Annotated in this window: 23 protein-coding genes and 1 tRNA gene; 9 read left to right on the forward strand and 15 right to left on the reverse strand. The window is 65.1% G+C overall.

What is annotated here, in order from left to right:
• Positions 1 to 12 precede the first annotated feature (12 nt).
• The 5 genes from ACFPLC_RS00370 to ACFPLC_RS00390 form a co-directional block, all read right to left on the reverse strand.
• Entirely contained in the window at positions 13 to 831 is an 819-nt protein-coding gene (locus tag ACFPLC_RS00370) for a beta-keto acid cleavage family enzyme (RefSeq protein ID WP_378196528.1), read from the reverse strand.
• A 3-nt stretch (positions 832 to 834) separates the two neighbouring features.
• Positions 835 to 1,194, reverse strand: coding sequence for a cupin domain-containing protein (locus ACFPLC_RS00375; RefSeq protein WP_378196531.1), 360 nt, complete (start codon positions 1,192 to 1,194; stop codon positions 835 to 837).
• A 6-nt stretch (positions 1,195 to 1,200) separates the two neighbouring features.
• On the reverse strand, positions 1,201 to 2,028 hold the full coding sequence (locus ACFPLC_RS00380) for a cyclase family protein (RefSeq protein ID WP_378196534.1): 828 nt from the start codon (positions 2,026 to 2,028) through the stop codon (positions 1,201 to 1,203).
• A 126-nt stretch (positions 2,029 to 2,154) separates the two neighbouring features.
• A complete protein-coding gene (locus ACFPLC_RS00385) occupies positions 2,155 to 3,117 on the reverse strand; it encodes a 3-hydroxyacyl-CoA dehydrogenase family protein (RefSeq protein WP_378196537.1) in 963 nt (320 codons plus the stop codon).
• Positions 3,111 to 3,887: an SDR family NAD(P)-dependent oxidoreductase gene (locus ACFPLC_RS00390; RefSeq protein WP_378235644.1), complete on the reverse strand. Its 777-nt coding sequence runs from the start codon at positions 3,885 to 3,887 to the stop codon at positions 3,111 to 3,113. The genes ACFPLC_RS00385 and ACFPLC_RS00390 overlap by 7 nt, the downstream gene beginning before the upstream one ends.
• Positions 3,888 to 4,571: 684 nt before the next feature.
• Here ACFPLC_RS00390 and ACFPLC_RS00395 point away from each other — a divergent pair.
• On the forward strand, positions 4,572 to 5,090 hold the full coding sequence (locus ACFPLC_RS00395) for an HXXEE domain-containing protein (RefSeq protein ID WP_378235645.1): 519 nt from the start codon (positions 4,572 to 4,574) through the stop codon (positions 5,088 to 5,090).
• Positions 5,091 to 5,408: 318 nt separating this feature from the next.
• On the opposite strand, the gene ACFPLC_RS00400 is transcribed toward ACFPLC_RS00395, so the two are convergent.
• Positions 5,409 to 6,845: an aminotransferase-like domain-containing protein gene (locus tag ACFPLC_RS00400; protein WP_378196545.1), complete on the reverse strand. Its 1,437-nt coding sequence runs from the start codon at positions 6,843 to 6,845 to the stop codon at positions 5,409 to 5,411.
• Here ACFPLC_RS00400 and ACFPLC_RS00405 point away from each other — a divergent pair.
• On the forward strand, positions 6,844 to 7,770 hold the full coding sequence (locus tag ACFPLC_RS00405; protein ID WP_378196548.1) for a DMT family transporter: 927 nt from the start codon (positions 6,844 to 6,846) through the stop codon (positions 7,768 to 7,770). The two genes, ACFPLC_RS00400 and ACFPLC_RS00405, sit on opposite strands and share 2 nt — an antisense overlap.
• 130 nt (positions 7,771 to 7,900) lie before the next feature.
• On the opposite strand, the gene ACFPLC_RS00410 is transcribed toward ACFPLC_RS00405, so the two are convergent.
• Both ACFPLC_RS00410 and ACFPLC_RS00415 read right to left on the reverse strand, forming a co-directional pair.
• Positions 7,901 to 8,110 (reverse strand): hypothetical protein, encoded by a 210-nt coding sequence (locus tag ACFPLC_RS00410; RefSeq protein WP_378235646.1) that lies wholly within the window; start codon positions 8,108 to 8,110, stop codon positions 7,901 to 7,903.
• Positions 8,111 to 9,115: 1,005 nt separating this feature from the next.
• The gene (locus ACFPLC_RS00415) at positions 9,116 to 9,997 is read right to left on the reverse strand and encodes a hypothetical protein (protein WP_378196551.1); all 882 of its coding nucleotides are present in this window, start codon (positions 9,995 to 9,997) and stop codon (positions 9,116 to 9,118) included.
• A 555-nt stretch (positions 9,998 to 10,552) separates the two neighbouring features.
• Here ACFPLC_RS00415 and ACFPLC_RS00420 point away from each other — a divergent pair.
• Complete coding sequence (locus ACFPLC_RS00420; RefSeq protein ID WP_378196554.1) at positions 10,553 to 11,788, forward strand: MFS transporter; 1,236 nt, start codon at positions 10,553 to 10,555, stop codon at positions 11,786 to 11,788.
• A gap of 595 nt (positions 11,789 to 12,383) precedes the next feature.
• On the opposite strand, the gene ACFPLC_RS00425 is transcribed toward ACFPLC_RS00420, so the two are convergent.
• Positions 12,384 to 12,950, reverse strand: a complete 567-nt coding sequence (locus tag ACFPLC_RS00425; protein ID WP_378196557.1) for a hypothetical protein — start codon at positions 12,948 to 12,950, stop codon at positions 12,384 to 12,386.
• Between the two features lie 845 nt (positions 12,951 to 13,795).
• On the opposite strand from ACFPLC_RS00425, the gene ACFPLC_RS00430 reads away from it, so the two are divergent.
• Positions 13,796 to 14,785, forward strand: coding sequence for an NAD-dependent epimerase/dehydratase family protein (locus ACFPLC_RS00430; protein WP_378196560.1), 990 nt, complete (start codon positions 13,796 to 13,798; stop codon positions 14,783 to 14,785).
• A gap of 773 nt (positions 14,786 to 15,558) precedes the next feature.
• The gene (locus tag ACFPLC_RS00435; protein ID WP_378196563.1) at positions 15,559 to 16,413 is read left to right on the forward strand and encodes an MFS transporter; all 855 of its coding nucleotides are present in this window, start codon (positions 15,559 to 15,561) and stop codon (positions 16,411 to 16,413) included.
• 37 nt (positions 16,414 to 16,450) lie between these two features.
• On the opposite strand, the gene ACFPLC_RS00440 is transcribed toward ACFPLC_RS00435, so the two are convergent.
• The gene (locus ACFPLC_RS00440; RefSeq protein WP_378196566.1) at positions 16,451 to 17,371 is read right to left on the reverse strand and encodes an LLM class F420-dependent oxidoreductase; all 921 of its coding nucleotides are present in this window, start codon (positions 17,369 to 17,371) and stop codon (positions 16,451 to 16,453) included.
• A gap of 534 nt (positions 17,372 to 17,905) precedes the next feature.
• Between ACFPLC_RS00440 and ACFPLC_RS00445 the strand changes: the two genes are divergently transcribed.
• The gene (locus tag ACFPLC_RS00445) at positions 17,906 to 18,034 is read left to right on the forward strand and encodes a hypothetical protein (protein ID WP_378235647.1); all 129 of its coding nucleotides are present in this window, start codon (positions 17,906 to 17,908) and stop codon (positions 18,032 to 18,034) included.
• Positions 18,035 to 18,793: 759 nt separating this feature from the next.
• Here the strand turns inward: ACFPLC_RS00445 and ACFPLC_RS00450 are convergent.
• The 3 genes from ACFPLC_RS00450 to ACFPLC_RS00460 form a co-directional block, all read right to left on the reverse strand.
• Positions 18,794 to 19,732, reverse strand: a complete 939-nt coding sequence (locus ACFPLC_RS00450; protein ID WP_378196569.1) for a hypothetical protein — start codon at positions 19,730 to 19,732, stop codon at positions 18,794 to 18,796.
• Positions 19,733 to 19,964: 232 nt separating this feature from the next.
• Entirely contained in the window at positions 19,965 to 20,249 is a 285-nt protein-coding gene (locus ACFPLC_RS00455) for a hypothetical protein (protein ID WP_378196572.1), read from the reverse strand.
• A complete protein-coding gene (locus ACFPLC_RS00460; RefSeq protein ID WP_378196575.1) occupies positions 20,246 to 21,118 on the reverse strand; it encodes a V-type ATP synthase subunit E family protein in 873 nt (290 codons plus the stop codon). Before ACFPLC_RS00460 ends, ACFPLC_RS00455 begins: the two co-directional genes overlap by 4 nt.
• A 63-nt stretch (positions 21,119 to 21,181) precedes the next feature.
• On the opposite strand from ACFPLC_RS00460, the gene ACFPLC_RS00465 reads away from it, so the two are divergent.
• Both ACFPLC_RS00465 and ACFPLC_RS00470 read left to right on the forward strand, forming a co-directional pair.
• A complete protein-coding gene (locus tag ACFPLC_RS00465) occupies positions 21,182 to 21,316 on the forward strand; it encodes a hypothetical protein (protein WP_378235648.1) in 135 nt (44 codons plus the stop codon).
• A 262-nt stretch (positions 21,317 to 21,578) separates the two neighbouring features.
• Positions 21,579 to 21,833, forward strand: a complete 255-nt coding sequence (locus ACFPLC_RS00470) for a hypothetical protein (protein ID WP_378196578.1) — start codon at positions 21,579 to 21,581, stop codon at positions 21,831 to 21,833.
• Positions 21,834 to 22,245: 412 nt separating this feature from the next.
• On the opposite strand, the gene ACFPLC_RS00475 is transcribed toward ACFPLC_RS00470, so the two are convergent.
• Positions 22,246 to 22,318, reverse strand: a tRNA-Asn gene (locus tag ACFPLC_RS00475).
• 167 nt (positions 22,319 to 22,485) lie between these two features.
• On the opposite strand from ACFPLC_RS00475, the gene ACFPLC_RS00480 reads away from it, so the two are divergent.
• Positions 22,486 to 22,656: a hypothetical protein gene (locus ACFPLC_RS00480; RefSeq protein ID WP_378196581.1), complete on the forward strand. Its 171-nt coding sequence runs from the start codon at positions 22,486 to 22,488 to the stop codon at positions 22,654 to 22,656.
• Here the strand turns inward: ACFPLC_RS00480 and ACFPLC_RS00485 are convergent.
• Positions 22,646 to 23,413, reverse strand: a complete 768-nt coding sequence (locus tag ACFPLC_RS00485) for a trans-aconitate 2-methyltransferase (protein ID WP_378196584.1) — start codon at positions 23,411 to 23,413, stop codon at positions 22,646 to 22,648. The genes ACFPLC_RS00480 and ACFPLC_RS00485 overlap by 11 nt on opposite strands.
• Positions 23,414 to 23,460: the final 47 nt, after the last annotated feature.

Consider the following 23,460-nt stretch of genomic DNA (forward strand, 5'->3'; position numbering starts at 1 on the left):
GTCGTTCCTCTCTCACCTGGGCGAGGCCAGCTTCAGCATGGCTGCGGTCTCCTCAACCGTGGCCACACTTCGGTCAAGGCTGCGCGCGAGCGCGGCGACGCGGGCCACGAGCGGGTCGTTGCCCGGGGTGAGTTCACCCTTGCGCAAGTACAGCGTGTCCTCCATCCCGGCACGCGCGTTGCCTCCCATCGCCATCGCCATCGCGGTCAGGTTGAGATTCGCTTTGCCGATGGCGATGATCTGCCATATTGCCCCCTCAGGGAGCCGGCGGACCAACGTCAGCAGGTTCTCCGGGGTGGCGGCGGCGCCGCCCCGCACGCCCAGGACGATGCTGAACTGGAGTGGCTCGTCGAGCAGGCCTTCGTCGCGCAGACGCAAGCAGGCGTCGAGGTGTCCGGTGTCGTAGATCTCCAGTTCGGGTACGACCCCGAGTTCCTTCATACGAGCGGCCAGCCGCCTCACTCCATCGGGGGGATTGCGGAACTCACCGTCGCCGAAGCTCATCGTGCAAGGGTTGAGCGTCGCCATCCGGGGACGCAGCTCGACCAGCTTCTCGCGTTCTTCGAACGGCACGCTGAGGCCGACCCCTGTGGACAACTGGATCAGGATCGGGCATCGCTCAGCGATGAGATCCATCGTGCGGCGCGCGATGTCCAGGTCGGCGGTGGGCCGGTCACGCTCGTCACGAAGATGAACATGGGCCACCGACGCGCCGAGGTGGTACGCCCTTTCCACCGCTGCCGCGATCTCGTCCGGTTGGGTCGGGAGGTTGGGGTTGTCGGCGCGCGTGGCTATCGGCCCGGTCGGAGCGACCGTGATCACGACGTTCATGGCTCAGGATTCCGTCCGGCTGGGTGTGGCGATGATGACGAGCAGCCGGGCGTCCCGGCCGCTGGTGTTCTCGACACTGCGTGTAGTGCCGCGAGGCAGGTGAACCGAGTCTCCGGACGCAAGTGCCTGCGCGCTCCCGTCCTCGAGGATCAGCCTGAGTTCACCATCGAGGACGACGTAGACGGTCTCTTCGGTCGTGGCCGACCTCTCGGCCACGGCACCTGGCTGGTACCGCGACTCGCCCACCCAGAACCGCTGGGTGGGCCCGGCTTCGTGCCCTTGGAGACGTCGGGCGTCGACGCCCGAGTGTCGAGGTGGGTGGTAGCGGGGGGCGTCGGCGCCGCGGGTGATCCGGACCGTCATGGCCGGTCAGCCCCGCTCGATGCGGTACTCGCCGGTGGGATCGGCGATGGCGACCAGCCGGACGATGCAGCCGTCGCCGCCGACCCAACGCCACGGGAACGCCGCGAATGTCAGCCGTTTCCCGGTCACCGCGTCCAGATCGCCGCCGACGTTCTCGAACCCGTAGATGCCGTTGCCGAGGATTGCGTTGTGGCAGGGTTCCCACTCGGGGAAGTCGTCTTTGACCGAGCGACCGGTGGTTTCCTCGTACTCCCGGACCGCCCACGGAAGCAGTCCGCCACTCTCCTCCGCGGGACCGTGCGGCCCGATCGCGGTGCCGAGCGGGTGGTCGAGAGCCTGGCAGTCCGAGCCGACCGCCTTGACCTTGCGATCGACGAACCACTCACCGGCCTCCTTGTAGAAGCCGGGAGAATAGGCGTAGTACTCGGCGCTGTCGGCGTACTTGTGGTGCCAGCCCGTGTTGACGATCACGAAGTCGCCCTCGCGTACCTCGACGAGCTGGGCAGCCTGCTCCAGGTCTTCGGCGGTGACGACTTCCCACTTCTGCTTGGGGATGCTGAGAACCACTCCGGTGCCGAAAAAGTTCCGCAGAGGGATCTCGTGGAGCAGCGGGGTCCCTTCGACCACGTGGCCGGGAGCGTCGATGTGCGTGCCGGAGTGCATCACGGTCGTGATCTTCTGGGTCAGCACCCGGCTCTTGGCCATACCGTGGAGCCGCTCGATCTTGACGTCTTCGAAGTACGGCCAAGCCGGCACCCCGTGTCCCCACGGGTGGGACAGGTCGTAGAACCGAAGGTTCTTCTCGTTCGGGCCCTCGGCCCAGGTGTACGACATGATCCGGATCCTTTTCTGCTCATCGGCACCGATGTCGCCGATAGGGGTGAACGCAGGTCAGGCTGGTCCTTGACCTCGCTGAGCTGCCTGCCGAGGCCGGAGACCATCAGAACTTCTCGGGCGAACTCAGGGGTTTGCTCTGCCAAGGCCATCGGCCACATGCGCTGCCAATGCGGCGGCCGCCGCGTCCTGGGCTCCCTCAGGCCAAGGAAGGAAGCCTTGCTGTGACTTGGCCCCGAGCCTTCCGGCCGCCACCATTTCCACGAGGAGGGCGTCGGGCTCGGTGGCGCGGCTCAGTACCGGAAGTACCGCCTTCTGGATGGCGAGGGTGAGGTCCAGGCCGACGTAGTCGGCATTCTCGATCGGCCCCATTCTTGCCAACCGCAGACCGATCGTGTTCCGGACGATGAGGTCGATCGTCCGCGCGTCGGCAACACCCTCGCTGACCAACGCGATCGCTTCTCGCCACATCGCGTGCTGAATCCGGTTGCCGACGTAGCCCGGCGTGTCTCGACGAACCCAAACCGGCGTTTTACCCAGTTGTCTCAGCAGTGCCATGACGTCGCCGACGGTCGCGGTGCTGGTGTGCTCGCCTTGCACCACTTCGACGATGGGGATGAGGTCCGGTGGGTTCCACCAGTGGGTGCCCACCACTCGCTCGGCGTTCTCGACGTCGGCACCGATTGCCGTCACGCGCAACACCGAGGAGTTGGTGGCGAGCACCGCGTCCGGAGCCAATCTCGCCACTCGGCGGAACAAGCCACGTTTGACATCGATGTTCTCGACGACCGCCTCGAGCACGAGGTCGGCACCGTCGACCGCGTCGGCGACCGTGGGTGCCGTGCGCACGGTCCCCGGCGCGTCGCCGAGGGCCGCGGCCACGGTGTTCGCCGTCGAAGCCGCATTTCCCAGCAATTCGCTCCGAATATCTGTGATGCTCACATCCATGCCACGGGAAGCGAGGACACCCGCCAGTCGGGCGCCCATCAGTCCCGCGCCGACCACGGCGGCCGACGTGAATCGCGAGGGATCCCCGATCGGCTCGGCCGTGGTTGCCGGGCTGTCGGGCTGTCCGCACGAGTTCAGCATGCGGTGTACCCGCCATCCAGATAAAGCACCTGGCCTGTGAGAAAGGCCGAGGCGTCACTGAGCAAGTAGATGAGCGCACCGACGAAGTCTTCGGGTTCGGCCAGGCGACCCAAGGGGATTCGGCTGAGCATCGCCTCGCGCGTGGCGGTTCCCACCTCGTCGTCTTCGTACATCCAGGCCGTAAGCTCCGAACGGAAAACGGTGGGAGCCAGCGCGTTGACTCGGATCCCGTGTGGACCCCATTCCGCCGCCAAAGTCTTGGCCAACACATCGACAGCCGCCTTCGACGGGCTGTAGGCGCTGTACCCGGCAGGATGCCCCAACTTCCCTCGAGTGGACGAGACGAGCACTACGCTGCCACCGGTCCCCTGCTCCAGCAGACGACGGCCCACGGCCTGACAGGTCAGCCACGATCCGCGCACGTTCGCGTCCATGACCGTCTCGAAGTCCTCGAGCGGCATGTCGACGATGGGCGAAACCTTGTTCATTCCCGCTGCCGTGAGCACCCCATCCAACCGGCCGAAGGCATCCTCTGCTTCGGCGACCATGGCTGCGGCGTCGTGGGCCGACTCGGGCCGACGCTGGACCCGCACCGATGATCTGGGGAGCTCCGCCGCCAACTCCTTCAACCGTTCCGCATTCCCACCGGCAAGAGTGAGATTCGCACCGGCCGCGGAGAGAGCCCGCGCGGCTTCGCTGCCGAGCGTGCCGGTAGCTCCCGTGATCAGGAACGACTTACCGCTGACATCGAACCTTGACTGCGCCGTCAACTTTGACACCATCCCCATTTTGTCCCGCGATGCGCTACAAACGTCCCGCATTACGGAAGGTACGGAGGAGTGCGGTCACTGTCAAGGACTTCGATACTCGGGCACTGATCGCGGGGGAAACCCGTCAAAGGGAGGACAAGGGGCCCCGTCAGGCATCGAACCAGGCGCACTCCGGCCCAGTTACGGTTGCTGCGGCGGCGAACTCTTAAAGCCGCCCAGGGGTCCCCGAACGGCGGAAACGCTATGTCACGGCGGTCGCGAGCAGAGCGGCGAGGGCGAGCACGTCGAGGCGACGCAGTCCGTGCTCGTCGACCGGCACCGGCCAGCGGAGAGCAGGACCGCCCTTGCAGGTCGGCGTACGTCGGCGACTTAACCAGCACCGACAATCACTGGGCACGCCAGAGCGCGGACCACCGCTTTCAATACACGCAGGCGGTCCTGCCGTGCCTGGCGGCGAATACGGCCGTTGATCCAGGCACTGGAGTGGTCCTGAGCCCCTCCTGATGCGGCTTGCACTGCGTCGGCCGCTGCCATCGACGACCTGTTCGTGCACACTGGCACGGCGGCCAAGTCCTCGAGTTGACCCAGTCGCGGAAGTGTCGCGCAGCTGACGGGCCGCAACGTCCTAAAAGGAATCAAGGGGGAAAAGTGGATCGACGTGTCAACCGGATAGTGACGTGGGGCATGTTCGGCGCCTGGGCGATTCACGACTCGGAGGAACTGGTGGCCGTGCCGCAGTGGCTGAAACACGCTCGACCTCGGCTGGAACGAACGCTCCCAGCCGTGCCTCAGCGAACGTGGCAACGACTGGCACCCGGCCAAGCCCACACCTCCGTCGCCATCTGCATCATGGGCGCGCTGGTCGCGGCGGCATCGGCAGCCGGCGACCGCACCGGCGGGCGCAGCCCGTTCTTCCAGGCCGTGCTCGTGGGGTTCGGCGTTCACGCCGTCATCCCCCACATCGCATCCGCGGTCGTGACTCGCGGATACACCCCAGGGCTCGTCACCGCCTCGACCGTGGTGCTGCCATTCTCTTGGTGGGCGTGGCGCGAGTTGGGCCAGGCCGGAGTCGAGAAGGCAAAGGTACCGACCGCTGCTCTCATGCTTGTTCCGCTGTCCATCGGCGCTGCTCACGCCGGCGCCGCCGGCATCATCGCAGCGGGCCGACGACTGCGAGCACGCCGGGAAACCCGGGCGAGCTGACCGGACGGGCGTTCGCCGGACGAACCACCCGCCACGGCGACGAATTTGTTCTCGGCGACCCGGCCACCTGTGGCCAGGCATCGGGGCCGGGGGCGCTCTCAGCCCGCTTACAGCTACTGCGGCGGCGAACTCCTACAGCCGCCCAGCGCGGCCAGCGATGCAGAGAACCCGACACCACACAAGCCGAGCAGCATCTACGCGCGGAAGCCGCGCAAGGGTCGGTAACTGTGCCTCAACCGGACCGCCGCGGCGAATATTAGCGGGTCGGCTGCTCAGACCTTCGATCCGGGAAGGGGCGGCTCGTGCCTTCAGGTCCGGTCATCCGAGGCGACGCAGCGCATCGGCCAGCCTGTGTACTCCCTCACTGACCTGTCCGCGTGTGGCCGGGGCGGCGAAGCTGAGCCGGAGATGCGGGGCCGGCGGGCCGGTGGCGAAGTAGACCTTCCCCGGCATGACAGCGACCCCCGCCCGCAGGGCCTCGGCTACCAGCTGCGACTCGTCGATCCGGTCAGGCAGCCGCAGCCATAGGTGGTAGCCCCCGGCAGGCACAACGGGCACGATGACGCCGGGCAACTGGTCCCGGACGGCGGAGACGGATATGTCGCAGCGGTCGCGCAGTTCGGCGGCCAGGGAGCGCAGGTGCCGCCGCCACGCCGGCGCGGTGACCAGTTCGAGAGCCGCTTCCTGCAGCGGCCTCGGCACGAAGAAGTGCTCGATGGCGTGTAGGCTGCGGATCCGTTCCAGGGCTGCCCCGTGGGCGGACACCGCGGCGATACGCAGAGTCGGCGATGCGGCTTTGCTCAGGGACCGCACGTGAACAACGACGCCGTCGCGGTCGTCGGCTGCCAGAGGCGGCGGCGCCGCGATGGCATCGGCGTGCCCAAGGAGCCGGGCGAAGTCATCTTCGACCACGAATGAGCCGGCCTCACGCGCAACGGCGAGCACGTCGAGGCGACGTTGCCGCGGCCAGGTCGTCCCGGTCGGGTTCTGGAACGTCGGCTGGCACACCAGCAACCGGGCGCGAGTACCCCGGAACGTGTCGGCGAGCAGGTCGGGCCGCAAGCCGTGTTCGTCCATCGGTACCGGCACCGGACGCCGGCCTGCGGACAGCAGGACCGCCAGCAGGCCGGCGTAAGTCGGCGACTCCACCAGGACCGGCGCCCCAGGCCGTGCCAGCGCTCGGACTACCACTCCCAGTGCACTCTGCCCACCACCGGTGATCACGACGTTGTCACCGGTGATCGCACCGGTGTCACTCCCGATGTGCCGGGCGAACCACCTCCTGAGCTCCGGCAAGCCGGGCGCCGGCGGACGGTTCCACACCCCTGGGCGACGTCCGGCCCGCGAGAGGGCCGCCGCGAGCGCGCCCTCCGGTTGCAGAGCCGACGGCAGGTAACCGCCGTTGAGGTCGATGACCTCGCCGGGCGGATCGGTGAGCGCCGTCAACACCGCGCTCGCGTCGACCACTCGCGGCTCCCCGTCGCCACCAGCGTTGAGCGCCACCTCCTGCCAGGACACGTCGGGCACGTCGACGCCGCCACGCGCGTGAGTTGCGCGGAAGACGCCGGCGCCGGGACGCACCGTCACCATCCCTTCCTCTGCGAGGACGGCGATCACCCGGGACATCGTCACGGGACTGATCCGGTACCGGCTGATCAACTCCCGGCTTGAGGGCAGCTTGGAGCCATCCGAGTAGCACTCGATCTCCCCGCGAAGACGAGCCGCAACTTTCCGCACACTGCTACTCTCGGACATGAAGAATGATAATAGCGCTATCGTCGGTGGCCGAGAAGCGATTCGCCCTGGTTTGGTGCTCGCCCTCCTTGGCGTGGTCAGTTTCTCCTTCACCTTCCCTGCTACCACATTGGCGCTCGAAGGTTTCGGTCCGTGGACGGTCGCATGTGGGCGCTCTGTCGTCGCCGGCGTCGTCGCGGCCGGGTGCCTGGCCGCCGGGCAGGTACCCGTCCCGGACCGCAGGCACTGGCGTGGAATCGCCGCCGTCGCGGGGGGCTGCGTTCTCGGATTCCCTCTGTTCACGACCTGGGCGCTACGCCTATCGACCACCGGTCACTCTGCGGTGGTGGTCGGGCTCCTGCCGCTAGCCACCGCCATCGTCGGGGCGCGTCGCGACCGGCGGCGCCGATCGCGACGGTTCTGGCTCGCCGTCGGGGCCGGCGCCATAACGGTGCTTGCGTTCACCTTCTCCCAGAGCCGTGGTGCACCGTCCACGGCAGATCTGCTGCTGTTCGCCGCCTTGGGGCTGTGCGCGTTCGGCTACGCTGAAGGGGGCCGCCTGGCGGCCGAGCTGCCCGGCTGGCAGGTGATCGCTTGGGCGCTTGTGCTCGCGCTGCCAGTCACCGTGCCCATGACCGCGCTAGCGCTGGCGCACGAAGACCCGCGGCCTAGTGGTGCCGCAGTGCTGGGGCTGGCCTACGTCGCGATCGTCTCCCAATTCGGCGGCTTCATCGTGTGGTACCGCGGGATGAGCTATTTGGGCGTTACCCGTGCCAGCCAACTCCAGCTAGCCCAGCCGCTGCTCACACTGGTCTGGTCGGTCCTCCTGCTGCACGAGACCTTGCCGACGGTGGCGCCGGTTACGGCGGTGCTCGTACTGCTGTGCATCGTCATCACTCAGCGGGACCGGGCCGGCGCTTCCCCTTCACACTACGAGAAACTGTGATGAAAACGGACGTATCGAATAGAGGTCTCGACCCCGTTTGGGTCGCGCGATGCCGGAAGTCCACGCATCGGCGGGCGACACTGCAGGCTCATCCCTCCGAGCTGAGCGAATTCGCCTGGCCGACAGCAGCTTACCCGCCGTAGACCGCCGGGCCGTTCACGGCGACGTTCGCCGCGCGGCCGGCGAGCAGATCCGCGGCGACCGCACCTAAATCGACGTCATGGTGTCCGCAGTGGCCGGCGTACCGGGCCCTGCCGATGTGACCATCGCGGTCGACGTCGCCACCTGCATGACCACACGACAGTACTTCGCTCGATCGGCGCGAGAGCCGTCGGCGCATGCCTGCTGCCAGCGGAGATACTAGTCCGGAACCGATGCGGCTGGGTGCGCCCACTCGCTGCGCACCCCGGCAGACACGCCCGCATGCCGTCGAGGCCGATGGCCAAATCCGGCTGGAGTTCGGCCGGTCTCCGACGACAAGTACCGCGTCGCAGACCAGCACACACCGAGCCGAACAGCTGTAGGCAAGTGACTGACGGATTATCGGCCACGGGTTCAGACGCGGGTGAAACCCTCCCCGATCCGACATCGGAAGCAGCGGAACACGTCTGCTGGCTGCCGTGTCGGGTTGGTGCGGCGCCAATGATCGCAGTTCCGGACGCGCCTCGACGGCGAAGTGTGGCTCCGCAGCAGTCATTGAAACCGTCCACATCGGCAAGAGCCGAACCACTTGCCCGCGGAGCGAGTTCCCTGCTCAGGAGGACCCTCGATCCCGCCACGACGGCAGCCAGAGCAGCGAAGGGATCGATGGTCTCCGCGTAGCCACGGGGCGAACCACCGAGGAGCGTCGGCTGTGTACAGGGATGTGCGTGTGCCCGGTCCAGAACAGTGACTCAAAGCCACGTTCCCCGACGGCACGACCAAGCTCAGGAGGTGTCAAGCCTTCACACCCGAAGCAAAAGGCGATGCCGATATTCATTCGCATTTCTGCTCCGATAAGGCTACACCCATCAACCAGATATCGCAGAGCTAGCGAGACGTGCCTACCATCGCACCGAGCTAATCAACGAACACCAACTATCGGATTCAGGTGTTTTCGAAGGTACGACGCGCCGGATCGGGCCGGAAATCACCCGACTCGCAACCGCGCCGAACCCTCCCGGCGTCTCAGAACATCACCGGACTTGGTCAAAACCCGCGGCTAAGATACTCGCCGAACTCGAGCGGTGAAGAGATGTCGACATCTTGACACCGCCAGTCGCGACTCAGCGGCCATTGAAGCGCGTAGAACACCGTGCGCCCTGACTCCTGGATGGCACGCCGCAGGTTCTCAGCCGCAATGGGATCATCGTAGTGACTCTCCCCCTACCACCCAGCCCTGCCGCCCCAAGCCCATATCGTTCATCAGCACGTGAGCCGCCATGAAACGCTGATACTCGTCGCCGCCAGCCCCAGGGTAGAAGTGGAAGTCATAGACATACGGTCCGTTGCCCCGGTAAACCTCCGGGATGCGCATAATCCGTGAAGGATCAGGGATTACCGAGAAACCAAGAGTATCGTTTCTGCCGTACACGTGCGTATAGTCGGTCCAGAGGCGCTGCGCGTACGCGAGCAGCATCGGTTGACTGGGCGCGGGAATAGCTTCATTACATAAATCAATCCGATAATGTATTCCCGCACCCATCACGATCGATCGTAGGTTATGCACCAAGTTCCAGTTTTCTTGGTAGACGTCCTCACGCCACTCGGTCCAAGTGTGGGCAGCATTTTCGCCGACCGGCATAAACGCTACCAGTATCTCTTCGAACCCGACACGCCTGACCGAAGAAAGAAAGTCGGCGAGGTTGCGTCGATTCTGCGCCATCAAGTTTCCACCGGTGGAATCCATGAGCGTCCCAGTTTCAGGACCGCGCCTGTGGTATATCGGAACACGCAACCTGCGCTGACCGTTGAGATACATTGCGGTCAACTGATCGTCAATTGTCGAGGCCGCCTGCCCGTAGTTCTTGATTACACCGTACGACTCCCGGTCACAACCGTCGAGACCGAACCAGCCGTAGTTGGACCCACCCACGCTCCGCGTCGAACGGTCGATCAATCCCGCCTCGGCACCTTCCGAACCCCACATCGATCCGACAGCCGCGCTTGTTCCCAAAATACCAAGCGTACCACCGCTTTGAGGAAGTTCCTCCGACGCATAAGTCCTCAATCCACCAATCTCTGTCACTACACCATTCAAGAATAATTGAAACACGTGACAGAAGACATCGCTGTCCGCGTCACGGCAACGGTACGGCCAGACTACCCCAGCCTGGGCGGACGCATCTGACGTCAATGACTCTCGACCGTCATGGTCGACGACTCGGCTGTTCGGCCCAGAAACTTCTTTTAACAATAATTGACTCTGACTTTCTTCCAGGGCAAAGTGGCCGCGAGCCGTGTACCGTCGCCGGGCATGGCAACGACTACTCTCGCCTGCCGACAACGGAGACGAGACGCGCGACTGCCTTCCGTCCGGGCCGCGGCGCTGGCCGCCGCCGCGGAGAGATTCTCCAGAGAGAAGGCGACGGGCAGTCAGTTGCTCAGAACCGGAGCGGAGACTACAGGCAAGCAGCGTTCTACAGGTAAATCAGCGGTCGCCGTCGGCGCGTTCGCCAGATCGTGGACTGAGAATGACCTGCTCAGGGGCGCGAATGGACGTCGACTGACGACTTGCGCCGACAAGTCGCTCATCCAGTTGTCGAGCCGTCCTTTGCACTGGAGGGGCGATCAGCATGAGCACATGTCCGTGACTTACCGGCAGGTATTTCAAGTTGGCGAGTTCCGCACGCTGTTCGTGAGCATGATGGTGTCCGTTACCGGCGATCAGTTCGCGCGGGTGGCGCTGTCACTCCTGATCTTCGACCGGACACGCTCGGCCGGATGGACTGCGGTGACCTACGCGCTGACCTACCTGCCCTCCGTGCTGGCCGGGCCGTTGCTGTCCGGGCTGGCAGACCGGTGGCCCCGACGGCGAGTCATGATCGTCGCGGACCTGCTGCGCGCCGCGCTGGTCGCGCTGATGGCGATCCCGGGACTGGCGTTGCCGATCGCGGTGGCGCTGCTGGTGCTCGTGCAGGCCGCAGGCGCACCGGGCAACGCCGCGCGGGCGGCGACCGCGGCCGCGGCACTGCCGGACGAGCAATACGTGCTGGGCAAGGGTGCGCTCGACACGATCGTGCAGCTGTCGCAGGTGGTCGGATTCGCCACCGGCGGCGCCCTGGTAGCAGGAGCGGGCCCGGCAACCGCGTTGCTTTCCGACGGCGCGAGCTTCCTCGTATCGGCTGCCGTGGTCCGCCTTGGAGTGCGCGAGCGGCCCGCTCCGAGCACGACGGTCTCCGATGCGGCGATCCAAGCTGGCGTGCTGGCCCGTTGGCGACGCGATCTGGTCGACGGTTCACGCCTGGTCGCACGCACACCGAAGCTGCGATCGCTGGTCGCACTCGCCGCGGTCGCCGGGTTTTATGTGTCGGTGGAAGGATTGGCCGCACCGTACGCCGCCCAGATCGGCGGATCAGCGGACGCGGTCGGGGTACTGCTGGCAGCAAGCCCGGCCGGGGCGGTGCTCGGCATGGCGCTGATCACCAGGTTGCGGCCTCAGGTGCGGTCGCAGCTGCTGGGGCCGCTGGCGATCGCGGCGTGCGTACCGCTTGTGATGTGCCTGGCCCGGCCGCGCTTGGCCGTCACGGCGGTGCTGTGGCTGCTGTCCGGAGTGGCCAGCGCATATCACTTGCCGGCCTCGGCCGAGTTCACCCTTGCCGTGCCCGACCACCGGCGCGCTCAGGCATACGGCCTAGCCGCGACCGTGCTGATGACCAGCCAAGGGCTGGGGATCGCACTGGCGGGGCTGGCAGCGACCGTCGTGGCCCCATCCGCGGCGCTTGCGGGGACCGGCGGCCTCGGCGTGGTGGCCGCCGGTCTGGCGGGCGCCGCGTGGAACCGCGCTCGCCGCGCCTTACCCGCCGAGCAAGCCGGCTAGAACATCCGCGTCTCGGCCGTCGATCAGCGACCCCATTCGTTGCCGCGCTGCCATTCGTTGCCCTGCCGGGACCACTCGTTGCCGTGCACAGCCGAGATCCACTCATTGCCGTATGCGTCGATCATTGTTTTCCTCTCCTATCAACTTTCCCCAGCCGCCTGAACTGCAACGGCCATCGACAGATGGTACCGCGGACGGTCGCGTACGACTGGGAAGGACGGATATAATATAAGGGGCAAAAATAGCGTCGTGAATACCCAGCCAGTGACAGTCTTTGTCGTTGCCGCGACTAGAGATCCATCTTGTGCTAAAGATGACGCCGGTAGAAGTCGCCGTCACCACGTTGTCGACCACCGTTTCTAGGCCCGCGGTTCTACTCACCACTGGCCCGCAGCAGATCGCCGTTTCCGGAAGGTCGATGTGACGGCGGACGCACTTAAGTGTACGCCCCGGTAAACGGCGACATCGGCGATCGCACGCGCAGACCTAAACCAGCATAACAAACTCCAACCCAACGGCACCTAACAAAGCGCTGCTTGGCGGCGACTGCTGAGAGGCGGACCGGTGCGATGTGGCTCACAACGGACGTCGCCCGTCAACAGTTCCTGACCGTGTTGATCTCAAACCAGAGCACATCTCCACTCTGCTTGGAAGGCGCAGGCGCCAGATTTTGCCGGGTGCCGTCGTCAAAATACACGGTTGGCACAGTGCCAGCGGTCTGCCTATTCTGAAAAGAGCCAATCGAGATCCACGGAATTCGATAGTAGCCGCAACTGTACATACCAATGTTGTCACCAGTGTAATTCTCGAACTGATACGCGCAGAACCATCCATAATTGGCGGACGCGCCAGCGCACTGTGGAATTCCCGCGGCCACGAACTGCCGCGCTTTGCCCTCACCAGGCACAGTAACGCTAAGCACGGCCCCGTTTAGATCGATCTGGTTCGGCGACACTTGCTTTCCACGGCCCTTGAGCGCAACAAGATAGCCGTCCACTTTCGCCTGCAGAGCCGCGGCCTTTTCAGTCGAAAGCCCAGCAGCTCGCACTTGGGTCACGAAATCGCTGCGATTCACTGCCGCACCGGCTACGCCCGCTCCCGAAATCATCATGATTAACGATGCGACTACACACCCCAGCAACACGCCGATTCTGGATTTCACCCTTTGTCTCCTAGTTGCCACGCGATCCACTTCCAACGGGAAGGTAACCGGAAGACCTTGGCGACTTCAACGGGTTCAGCCACGACTAAAACAGTCAACAGTCGGAGTCAAGGTCGACCAGGCACAGTGGATGGTGGCTAGGCGACGCTGCGCGCTCAGGCGCCGCCCCACCGCGAGGTGGGAGCACTGGCAGGGTCCCGCTGCGTAACGGTGGTGCACAGCAGTACGAGCTGCGCTACCGCCGCGGCATAGCGCCTCCGCCGACCGTGACCAGCTGTCCGTCGCCGCCGCCTCGTTCACCCGCCCGGAAGGCGTCTTCCAGTACGCGGCGGCGGCTCCCCCTAGTCCGTGAGACGGAGCAGTTCTAAGCTCGGAAAGTCGCCAGACGACGTGCAAGTGGTCTATTTTTTGGGCGGGCAACTGGTCCATTTTTCCGGGCAACCCGCCGTTAGGGTAGCGACATGGAAGCCAAGCCGCGAACGAGCGAGCCGGGGCTTCCCCGCAGCTTGACCTTGGTGCCAGTAGGGGTCGCCGGGCGGTCGATCGTGTTCCGTCAGCTGGGTTAGGCGGTAGGCCTTGTCTCTGTCGTGCCGCTCGGGGACTTGCATGCGGCCCGGCCATTGATCAACGGATCGTTCACCCTCCACCTCACGGCGCTCGTCGTGGCACCCGTGGGCAGAACCGTACGGATACTCGGTCGGTGCGATCGGACCACTCGCCCTCCTGGGTGCGCTCGGCGCCTTAACGGTCCGACAGGTCAAACGCCCCCACGACCAGGGACACGCCCATCGCGCGACCGGCATCCTGCTCGAACTGGTGCGGTTCCCTGCGCGCTGACCGTCAACGTGCTCTGGGGGACACTTAGCGGCGGCATCGCCGCACCCATCTACAGCGCCGGCAGCCGGCTCGCCATCGACCGTGCCGCCGCTGTAACCGGATTCATTGAAAAGAGAGCCATGCACGTCTTCATCGCAGGCGCCACCGGCGCAATCGGGCGCTATCTCACCACAATGCTGCGCGCTGCGGGACACCGAGTCACCGGCACCACCCGCACAGAGACCGGCCTGAGACTTCTCCAAGGCATGGGAGCGCGAGGTGTTCGACTGGATGTGTACAACGCCGAAGCCGCAAAACGAGCCGTTGCCGAGGCCGCACCCGACGCCATCATCCACCAACTCACCGCACTGAAGGGCGGCACGCGGGAGGACAACGGGCGGATACGCCGAATCGGAACGCGCCACCTCGTCGACGCGGCCAAGCTCGCCGCCGTTCCCCGAATCATCACCCAGTCTGTCGCCTGGGCGTACGGACCCGGCGAACGCCCCGCGACAGAACGTGACACCCTGCACTACGAGGCACTTCCGCCACGAGCAACCTTGATCTCGGGCATCCGCGCTCTAGAAAACATTTCATCCGAGATCGAGGAACACATCATATTGCGCTACGGTCTACTGTACGGTCCTGGCACCTGGTACCGCCGCGGTGGGCTCGTCGATGACGTTCTCAACGACCGCGCTCACGATCCCGCCGCACTCTTTCTCGGGGACCTTTCCGCCGCCAACGACGCCGTCTCTTCATTCGTGCACGTCGAAGAAGCCGCGCGCGCGGCGGCCGACGCTCTTACGTGGCCATCCGGGCCAGTCAACATCGTCGACGACGAACCGGCGCCGGCCCGGGCATGGCTGCCAGCACTCGCTGTCTCCGTGGGTGCACCGCCTCCTCGAATCGTCTCCGGACGTAATGCGTGGGAACGCGGAGCCGACAACAGCCTGGCGCGTTCTCTCGGCTGGAAACCCCACTACCCGACTTGGCGAACGGGGTTCTTCCTCGGCTAAGCGACGATAATGCCCCGCAACGAACCAATGACAGCAGTACACGTCCGTCCCTGGGCGGCCACTGCGGGGTCGGGCCGATCGAGGACCTCGCCGCGGCCCACCTCCCGCAAGCCCTCGCCGATCTCACCTGCCTGCACCCTCACGCGACACTGCAGGTGTTCAGCGTCCAGGCCCAGTAATGCGCGAGATTTCGAGAGCGGCCGAATGCCCGTCGCGTTGTGTACCCGCGGTACCTAGCCGAACCACCGCGTTGGTCGGTTCGGCTGTCGCTGGCCTGCCTCAACTGTGCCGGTAGCGGAACTCCTTGCTCGCCGCACTGGACGCCGGCGGATCTGCTATCGAATTTTACACTTTACACCATTGCGACACAGTCAATGATTATTGAACCGACTCTGCTCGGTTGACAACGTTCGACTCGATCATGAACGATTCAGAATCGACGAGGGGGGTCAGGCTTTGCGACGAGATGTTCCCGGCCGACTGCCGGTGTCGTTGCGTCTGGGTGTCTTGGCGAATGCAAGTTTCACCGAATTGATCACGGTAGCGTTGCCGTTGCTTCTCGACGCGCGGGGCCAGAGTAAGACGGCCGTTGCCGTGTTTTCGTCCTGAACGCACTCACGGCCGCAGCGCTCAACCTCACACTTGGGCGTAAATTACGTGAACTCGACTCACACTGGGTGATCTCAGGTAGCGCCGCAACATCGGCACTGGGATTGCTGTCGCTCGCGCTACTGCCGTCTTCGATAACGTCGTGGGCGATCTACCCGGCCGGCATGGCCGTGATGGCGATGAGTTTGGTGTATCCGCAATATGTGTCGCTGGCGCACCGGTACTCTGCCCTGACCGCCGCACGAACCATCGGAAGTCTACGTTCGTTCTACGTAGTGGGATACATCGCCGGGCTTGGCGTATTCGCCGCTGCCTCTGAGTCGCAGACCGTTTTAGGGCCACTGCTGCGGCCGGTGCACGTGGCCGCCGGACTAGCGGTCGTGAACATTGCCGTCGCCTGGTTTCTGGAACCGGCAAACGGCGACGTCGCGGAAAAACCGGCTTCCGTGGAGGCCTCGTCGGTACGGGGACGGGTTGTACTGGTCGGGGCTGCGGCCGCCCTGGTGCTACTACGGGCCGCGGACAGTCTGCGCGGCGTGTACTTGCCGCTCTACGCAACTGATATCGGCGTTGACGGCACCGGCGTCTCGGTCTTGTCCGCGGTCACGGCGATAGCGGAATTCGTCGTTCTGGTCCCGATCAGCATGCTCAGCGATCGTTATGGCAGCCGGCGGACACTTGTCGTCGTCTGCCTCACGGGGACGCTCGCGTTTCTCTTGGTCGCCGTTGGCTCAGGCTATCCGATCTTGGTGGGTTCTCAGGTCTTCTACGCAGCGTTCGCCGCCGGTTTCCAGAGTGTCGGAATGGTGCTTCTCGGTGAAGCCTTGCGATCGGGTATCGGCGGTGGCGCGGCGCTCTACACCGCGCTGGTGCAGGTGGGATCCACGGTCAGCATTCTCTCACCGCTCATCGTGCCCGGTTACAGCCCACCAGCCTTCCTGATCGCGATGGCGTTCTGCGCCTTGGCGGCAGCTCTACTAATCGTTGACCGGGTCGTCATTCGCCGCCCCGTCGGATGACAGCTTCGCTCCGTGCGATTTACCTGCCTTTCGGACATCACAGGCTGAGAAACTTGGTCCACTTGTCCAGCGTAGACAAAGCATCTTTCGCAGACCGATATTGCAGGGTGAACAAACTGCGGTTGACGCCGGCTTCGGCGTAGGCCTCCAAACGACCGGACTCTGGCATCCGACCATCCTCGGCGATCGCACCGAAGAGCGTAATAGGTACCGGTCCCCGGCCGACGTCGGCGGCACGGCTGCGCAGCGCGGAAGCACGCCGGACGAGCTCGTCAACGTCCATCATATCCGCTTGGGGAAGCCAAGCATCACCGAAGGCCAGCACTCGTTCCTCCGACCCTGGTCCGTTCCCGCCGACCAGCACAGGAGGGTGCGGTTTCTGCACCGGTTTTGGCCAGGACCAAATCGGGTCGAAGTCGACAAACTCGCCGTGATACTCGGCCTGCTCAGCAGTCCATATTTCGCGCATTGCGCGAACACGATCGGCAAGCAAGGCCATCCGAATTCGTGGGTCAGTTCCGTGATTGGCCATCTCCATGCGGTTCCACCCGGCACCAACACCGAACTGGAAGCGCCCCCCACTCAGTTGATCGAGGCTGGCCACCTCCTTCGCCGTAGTGATCGGATCTCGTTGAGTGACGAGACAGACGGCAGTGCCCAATGTGATGGTGCTTGTCACCGCCGCGACGGCAGCCAGAGCGACGAAGGGGTCGATGGTCTCCGCGTAGCCGCGGGGCGAGCCACCTGAGGAGCGTCGGCTGTGTACAGGAATATGCGTGTGCTCGGTCCAGAACAGTGACTCAAAGCCACGTTCCTCGACGGCACGACCAAGCTCAGGAGGTGTCAAGCCTTCACACCCAGAGTAAACGGCGATGCCAATATCCATCCTCATATTTTGCCCGATGAAGTCGCTTTCATCAAGCGGGATCGGTGCGCGTGATCGAGACGAGGCTGTCATCGCAGCGAGCTGCTCGAACAGTAAGCTCGAACTCGGTCAGCGGCCGCAGGCGATTAATAATCGTTCAACCAGCTTAAATTGCGCAAGTTTTGCTGTCGTGTGAGGCAGAAACTATCAGGTTCAGTTATTTTCGAGCTGTCGCGTCCGGACTTCAGGCCGATCGAGGGTCGCGCGCACCCGACGGGGCAGTTGGTCAACGCTTATGGTGCCGCCGTCGAGCGCGCGCTTGGGCGGTGGCGGCTCACATTCCCGCTGAGCCGCCACGGCTCCCGGCCCCGGTAGGCTGATCGACAGGAGCACCGCCGTGACCGTGGATCTCACCTCCGGGCGAGGTGATCGGTGCCGTCATCGGAGCCTCGAACTCCTCGACGAGGAGAGCGGGCTCGCACTCGGTTGCACTCCGCGCGTCAACACGCCTCTGCGGGTCCTGCGATCAGGCTGGATCTCCGCCGATCGAGCAGTTATGGACGGTTCTGTACCGCGGCAGTGCCGACCGCCGCGGCCGAGCCGCGTTCGCCACGTTGATCGCTGTCAGTGTCCTGCACCGACCCAGCATGCCTGTTCGGCACCTTCGCTCTCGTCCACGCCGACGACGCACTGGACGTCTACACCAGGGGTGTTCTGACCCACCAGACCGCCGGGCAACTCATCGGTCAGCACTAACCATCCTCGCCGACCGAGTCGCGCAGAGCTCGCATGACCGGCAGCCCGTCTATAGCGCCGGGCGGTGGAAGTGCGTTGTGTGGTCCAACTCGAGATTGCCCGGTCGCGCTACTACGCGCGTGCCGCGGCATCGGCATGCGGGGCGATCTCGATCTGGCACGCCATGAGGCCGAACTGTGGGCGAACCCGTCCTCCCGCTCAGCGGCGACCCCTGGTGGAGGTCAACATCACAACTGAAAGGGGACATGCTGGCGGTCGTCGCCGGAATCGTTCGCGCGGCCGGGAGGCCTGGTTAGAATTGTCCACTGCGTACGCCGACACGACGACAATCGTCGGCAACGTCCGCTATTGCCGCTGAGCGATGAGTGGTCAGTCAGCTGTCGTCGTCGCCGTGCGGAGCCACACGTCGCGCCACCGGTATGCGGTGTGTGCCGAAGTCTGGAGGCGGTTCGCGAACGAACCAACGGGATCCATCCCGCAGTCGGGGTGTGATATGTCGTCGGATTGTCGCAGCTAGCGACGGAATGTGGAGTAGAGCGTCGAGGTCGTGGCCACGGTTGCGTCCATGAGGTGCTGAGGCGCTCGCAACCGCACCCCGGCGCGGCTGAACAGCAGGTCGCCGCACCACAGCCGGCCGAGGCATCCGGAGGGCGTGTTCGAGGAACTTCGGGCTCGGCGCGAGGTTGAGCCGGGGTGGTGTCCCGGCTCAACCGTGGGGTTGGCTCCGTAGAATGGCGCGCGTGGTTCCGACTTGTGCGCTCAGGAGCACGTCCAGGTCGCCGGCGCGGATTTGGTGGCACCTGCAGGCCATGCCAGTCCAACGAGCTCACCGGTCTCCGCCACCGCGTGAACCAATGGCCTGCCAGGCACGTTGCCGACGAACGTCTCGCCTCGCCAGACGCCGAGAGTCGTCACCGTGGACCCCTCCGGGGTGTACCAGGCGGCCAACTGGCCCTGGGAATTGATGCCGATCGGGGTATGGCGCGCCAGTTCGAAGCGGTGCACCACGGTACCCGTGGCATCCCACACCCGCAGGCCGTTGTCATCGGTGAAATCGTGCCCGAGCGCATAACCACGCTGGAAGATTTGCACGACGAGATCCGGCGAGCTGGGCAGACGTGAGGTCGTTCCGTTCGGAGACCACACCAGACCCTTCTCGGTCACCACGTTGCCCACATCATCGATGCCGACCGCTACATCGTTGGCGACAATCTGATATGAGCCCGGATTGCCCAGCTTCCACACCACACTCCGGTAGTCGGTTGCGTACGCGAACGTAGTGCCGACGATGTCGCCGGTCTCGTTGACAGCGCTGGCAAACGTACTGCTCCCGGCGGGAACCGAAAGGTTCTGGAACGTCCCGTCCCGGTAAACGAACGGCACGTCTGAGCGACCATCCCAACCGACGATCGTGCCACTACCGTTGACCGCGGAAACCCGAATGGAGGAACTGACCGGAGCGTTGATCGGCACGACCTCACCGTTGTGCCAGAGCAGCAGAGTGCCGTCAGTCGCCTGCCCGGCCAGATAGCCGTTCGGGCCGGCGGCCTGAACGGATCCGCCCGTCACGCCCACCGGCAGCGGCAAAAATGACTGCGTCCAGGTGCACAAGTCTTGTGTTCGCGCCTGAGCCGAAGATGCGAAGACCGTGGCAAACATTGCCAGGATTGGAACACAAATCGCGATGATTCGACGCATACTTTCCCCTTGAATAGACCTTGACAGCGCCAACATGCCACAATTGCAGATTTCTCGACCTACGTCCATCGGTTTCAAATATAAAGAAAATCCGCGGACGGGCGAAGCATGTCGCATTCGGTGGCGCGCTCCTCGGCAGAGGAGCTAGCACGATGTGGTCTGGAGTTGTATCGTCGACGGCGCCCCGGGGGCGAGGCCCTCGCGACCACTCCCGCCACCGCCATCGCCGCGGTCATGCGGCATGTGCGACCAGCGCCGTGGCGAAGCAGCTCGTACAGGTTGGGCAGCTGGGTGGTGCGTCGAGGTCAAGCTCCTGGACGGTCTCCCAGGCCAGGGTCTGCACGGTGTCGAAACTGAGCCCGTGATCCGGGACTAGATGTTCCACCAAGGCCAGCAGCAGCCGCCCGTACTTGTCCGCGGGCGCGCCCAGGACATGCGGAAAGGCCACGATCAGCCGGCAGTCGTCGCCGGGCGTGAACCGGTCAGGGAATCGATTAAGGTGGTGCAGGTGCTTCACCTGCGTGACCCAGCGATTGGGTGCCGGGTCGCGTGGTTCGCCAGCCGCCCATGCACTCGCTGTGCGGGGCAGCAGGAGCACCCGGAACGGCAAACCCGGAGATTTGCCGATTTGGGTGATGTCGGCGCCTGGGGACAGCAGGTTGGCCAAGGCGGTGCCGCGCGCCACCCGACGGCGCTCATCGTCGTGCCGCTGTCGGTCGTCCGGGCGACCAACATGCCGGTCAGGCTGCTCAGCAGCGCGAACAGCAGCCTCAGCAGCGTCGGCGTTTGCTGGCCTTCGCTGCGATTGACCCTGGTCACGTCGATCAGGCTGCTCGCCAGGTCGGCCTTGACCGTCTGGTAGCGGGTCCGGTCGAGCATCTGCTGCACCTTGGTCAGCGCGGAGTCGACCAGCTCGTCGGACAGCTCACGAGCCTCTGCCACGATCTCCGCCGCACGTTGCTTCGCTCGGGCCTCCATCTGGTCGACATGAACGTCCTCGTCGAAGGATTCCTCGAGCAGTTCCTGCGCAGCCCACGACCACTGGTTGTCGAGCAGCCCACGTGCCTCCGGCACGTTGTACTCCTCGGCCACCTTCAGCCATTGCTCCGCCTCGTCGAGACGTTCCTGCTCGATCAGCGCCTTGGCCAAGGACATGGCGGTGTCGCCGAGCTCGACGCGAAGAGCGTCACGCTCGGCCTCGGCACGCTGTTCCGGAGTGAACCGGCGTACGCGGTCTCGAATCTCGGCCGGCGTCGGCACCGGCAGGTCGCCGACCTGGCGAAAAACCTGAGAGGACCTCGAGCTGACACCGTTTGCGCTCCCACGATTCGACACATCTGCGGAGCTCAGAAGCCAGTCATCTTCCTCGAAGATGCTGATCTGCATCACACTTGAGTTCGTCAGTGGAGCTTCCGGGGACCTGATCCACGCCGATCTCGCCAAGGGCACGTGCGGCTCGGCGTGGACGGCACGGTGACCGTGCTGGACCGCGCGACGGCCCACCGGTTGCCTCGGGGGCAAGAGCTCGCGCCGAGCGGGCGCGCTTCCCACAAGGAGGACCTCCGGCTAGCCCGCTACCTGTGACGCGGCCTTACCGCCGCCACTGAGATGCTTTATCCGGCCCGTGCTCACCAGCCGCTGTATCAGGTCACGAAAGACAGGAGGCCACGTTGGTAACCACTCCCAGCCGCAGGTGTGAGGGTGCGACCGCTTCGCCGACCGCGACGTTCCGAACTACCACCACATCCACCGCGCCGACAAGCTTCCCCAGCCCCGCAGCAGCGACGGCCACATCGTCATTCACGGCTACGCGGTCGAAATCTCCGGAGCCATCCCGCAGACCTGGGTGTTCTTCCACGACCTCGAACCAGCACTGGCCTTCGGGCGTGCCGGCCGCATGTCCAGCGTGGATATTCGCGGCTACGGTGTGTTCGCCGCAGCCCGCGAGATCCGCTTCGACGAACGACTCGGCGACGTCGTCACCCTGCACTTGACCGGCGGCAACCTCGACCGTAAACCGGACGAAGCCAATGCTTTGACCCGATGGCTCGCCGGAGTCACGCCTGAGTCCTCGCACTTCGCGCCTCCAGATCGGCGCTGACCAAGCAGCGAGGAGCAGTGCACCAACCCCGTCGTCAAGGAGGCCACCAACTCCTGCTCACCTGATTCGGTGCCCCCGACGGCGCGTGCGCAACCCTCCGTCAACGACAGCTACACGGCCGTGATCGGCGCGCTGACCGAACACACCTGGACTTGTGCACGTCGCGACAAGACGGAAGCTTCTCGGTATACCTGCCGTCCCTGCGGGCCGATGCTGCCCAGCGTGCCCAGTGGAACTCACCGAAACCACCATGCTGATCTCTGCGGACGGCATCGGCCAAGCACGGAGGCGGTGATGCCCGCAGCTGCGGCGCCGTGACGGAGTTTTTAATCACTAAATCCTCCCTCCAGGCGTCACCGCCCCACAACGCAGAGAAGCCCAGGCCGTTGGCCTGGGCTTTCTCGTCTAACAGCTCCCCCGCTTGGACTCGAACCAAGAACCCTCCGGTTAACAGCCGAATGCTCTGCCAGTTGAGCTACAGGGGAATGTTGCTCACTTCCGGTGCCGGTCTCTCCGACCGACGAGAAGAACTTTAGACCATGCCCCGGAAGCGCCGCACACCACCCCCCACTTAGCGCAACCGCCCCCGCCCGGGCGGTTTTCCTGGACAATGGACAGTCGGACGACCTAACGACGGAAGGCGTGGACGCGGATGAAGAAGTTCCTGCTGGGGGCAGGCCTGGGGTACGTACTGGGCGCCAAGGCAGGCCGGGGGCGGTACGAGCAGCTCGTGCGCACCTACCGCCGGGTCGTCGACCACCCGATGGTCCAGGGTGCCGCCGGGGTGGCGCGGGCCAAGCTCGGGGAGAAGCTCAAGCGCTGACGCGGGCCACGAAGAACACGCGGCGGAACTCGAACCAGGTGACCCCGTCGGGCCGGGCCGGGTAGGCGTCGGCCAGGCGCGGCGCCAGCGCGGCGCGGAACTGCTCCCACTCGGAGTCGGACAGCGCCGCGCGGATCGGGCGCAGCGCCGTGCCGGTGATCCACTCCAGCACCGGCGAAGGCCCGTGCAGCGGCTGCACGTACGTCGTCTCCCAGGCGTCGACGGTGCAGCCCGCGTCGGCCAAGAGGTCCGCGTACTCCTGCGGGGCCGACACCGCGTCGTCCTCGCGCAGCACCACCTCGGCCAAGCGTGATGCCCAGGCCGGCGACGCTGCCAGCTCGCGGGTCAGCACGTGCGAAGGCGCGTTGAAGTTGCCCGGCACCTGCACCGCCAGGTAGGCGCCCGCGGGCAGCTCGGCAGCCCAGCGGCGCAGCAGCGGCCCGTGGTCCGGCACCCACTGCAGGACGGCGTTCGACACGACGACGTCGGTGTCGGGCGCCGGCGTCCAGTCGCGGACGTCGAGCAGGGCCGCGTCGAGGCCGCAAGCGCGGGCCGCGGTCACCATTTCGGGTGAACTGTCACTGCACTCCAGCGCCGCCGACGGCCAGCGTTCCCGGAGGGACACAGTCAGGTTCCCCGGGCCGCAGCCCAGGTCAACGACGCGTCGCGGGGCCGACGCCCCGATGCGGGAGACCAGATCGTAAAACGGCCGGGCCCGCAGGTCGGCGTAGTCGAGGTACTTGCCGGGATCCCACATGGCCACCTCCGGAAATAGCAGTACGCCTGTACTGAGTACGAGCGTAC

The organism is Amycolatopsis plumensis, from assembly GCF_042652605.1.
Classification (GTDB): Bacteria; Actinomycetota; Actinomycetes; order Mycobacteriales; family Pseudonocardiaceae; genus Amycolatopsis; species Amycolatopsis plumensis.

Coding starts and splice junctions, on each gene's coding strand:
- ACFPLC_RS00370 (WP_378196528.1), bottom strand. CDS start 831: ATGAACGTCGTGATCACGGTCGCTCCGACCGGGCCGATAGCCACGCGC.
- ACFPLC_RS00375 (WP_378196531.1), bottom strand. CDS start 1,194: ATGACGGTCCGGATCACCCGCGGCGCCGACGCCCCCCGCTACCACCCA.
- ACFPLC_RS00380 (WP_378196534.1), bottom strand. CDS start 2,028: ATGTCGTACACCTGGGCCGAGGGCCCGAACGAGAAGAACCTTCGGTTC.
- ACFPLC_RS00385 (WP_378196537.1), bottom strand. CDS start 3,117: ATGCTGAACTCGTGCGGACAGCCCGACAGCCCGGCAACCACGGCCGAG.
- ACFPLC_RS00395 (WP_378235645.1), top strand. CDS start 4,572: ATGTTCGGCGCCTGGGCGATTCACGACTCGGAGGAACTGGTGGCCGTG.
- ACFPLC_RS00405 (WP_378196548.1), top strand. CDS start 6,844: ATGAAGAATGATAATAGCGCTATCGTCGGTGGCCGAGAAGCGATTCGC.
- ACFPLC_RS00400 (WP_378196545.1), bottom strand. CDS start 6,845: ATGTCCGAGAGTAGCAGTGTGCGGAAAGTTGCGGCTCGTCTTCGCGGG.
- ACFPLC_RS00410 (WP_378235646.1), bottom strand. CDS start 8,110: ATGCGCCGACGGCTCTCGCGCCGATCGAGCGAAGTACTGTCGTGTGGT.
- ACFPLC_RS00420 (WP_378196554.1), top strand. CDS start 10,553: ATGTCCGTGACTTACCGGCAGGTATTTCAAGTTGGCGAGTTCCGCACG.
- ACFPLC_RS00435 (WP_378196563.1), top strand. CDS start 15,559: ATGGCCGTGATGGCGATGAGTTTGGTGTATCCGCAATATGTGTCGCTG.
- ACFPLC_RS00440 (WP_378196566.1), bottom strand. CDS start 17,371: ATGACAGCCTCGTCTCGATCACGCGCACCGATCCCGCTTGATGAAAGC.
- ACFPLC_RS00450 (WP_378196569.1), bottom strand. CDS start 19,732: ATGCGTCGAATCATCGCGATTTGTGTTCCAATCCTGGCAATGTTTGCC.
- ACFPLC_RS00460 (WP_378196575.1), bottom strand. CDS start 21,118: ATGCAGATCAGCATCTTCGAGGAAGATGACTGGCTTCTGAGCTCCGCA.
- ACFPLC_RS00480 (WP_378196581.1), top strand. CDS start 22,486: ATGAAGAAGTTCCTGCTGGGGGCAGGCCTGGGGTACGTACTGGGCGCC.
- ACFPLC_RS00485 (WP_378196584.1), bottom strand. CDS start 23,413: ATGTGGGATCCCGGCAAGTACCTCGACTACGCCGACCTGCGGGCCCGG.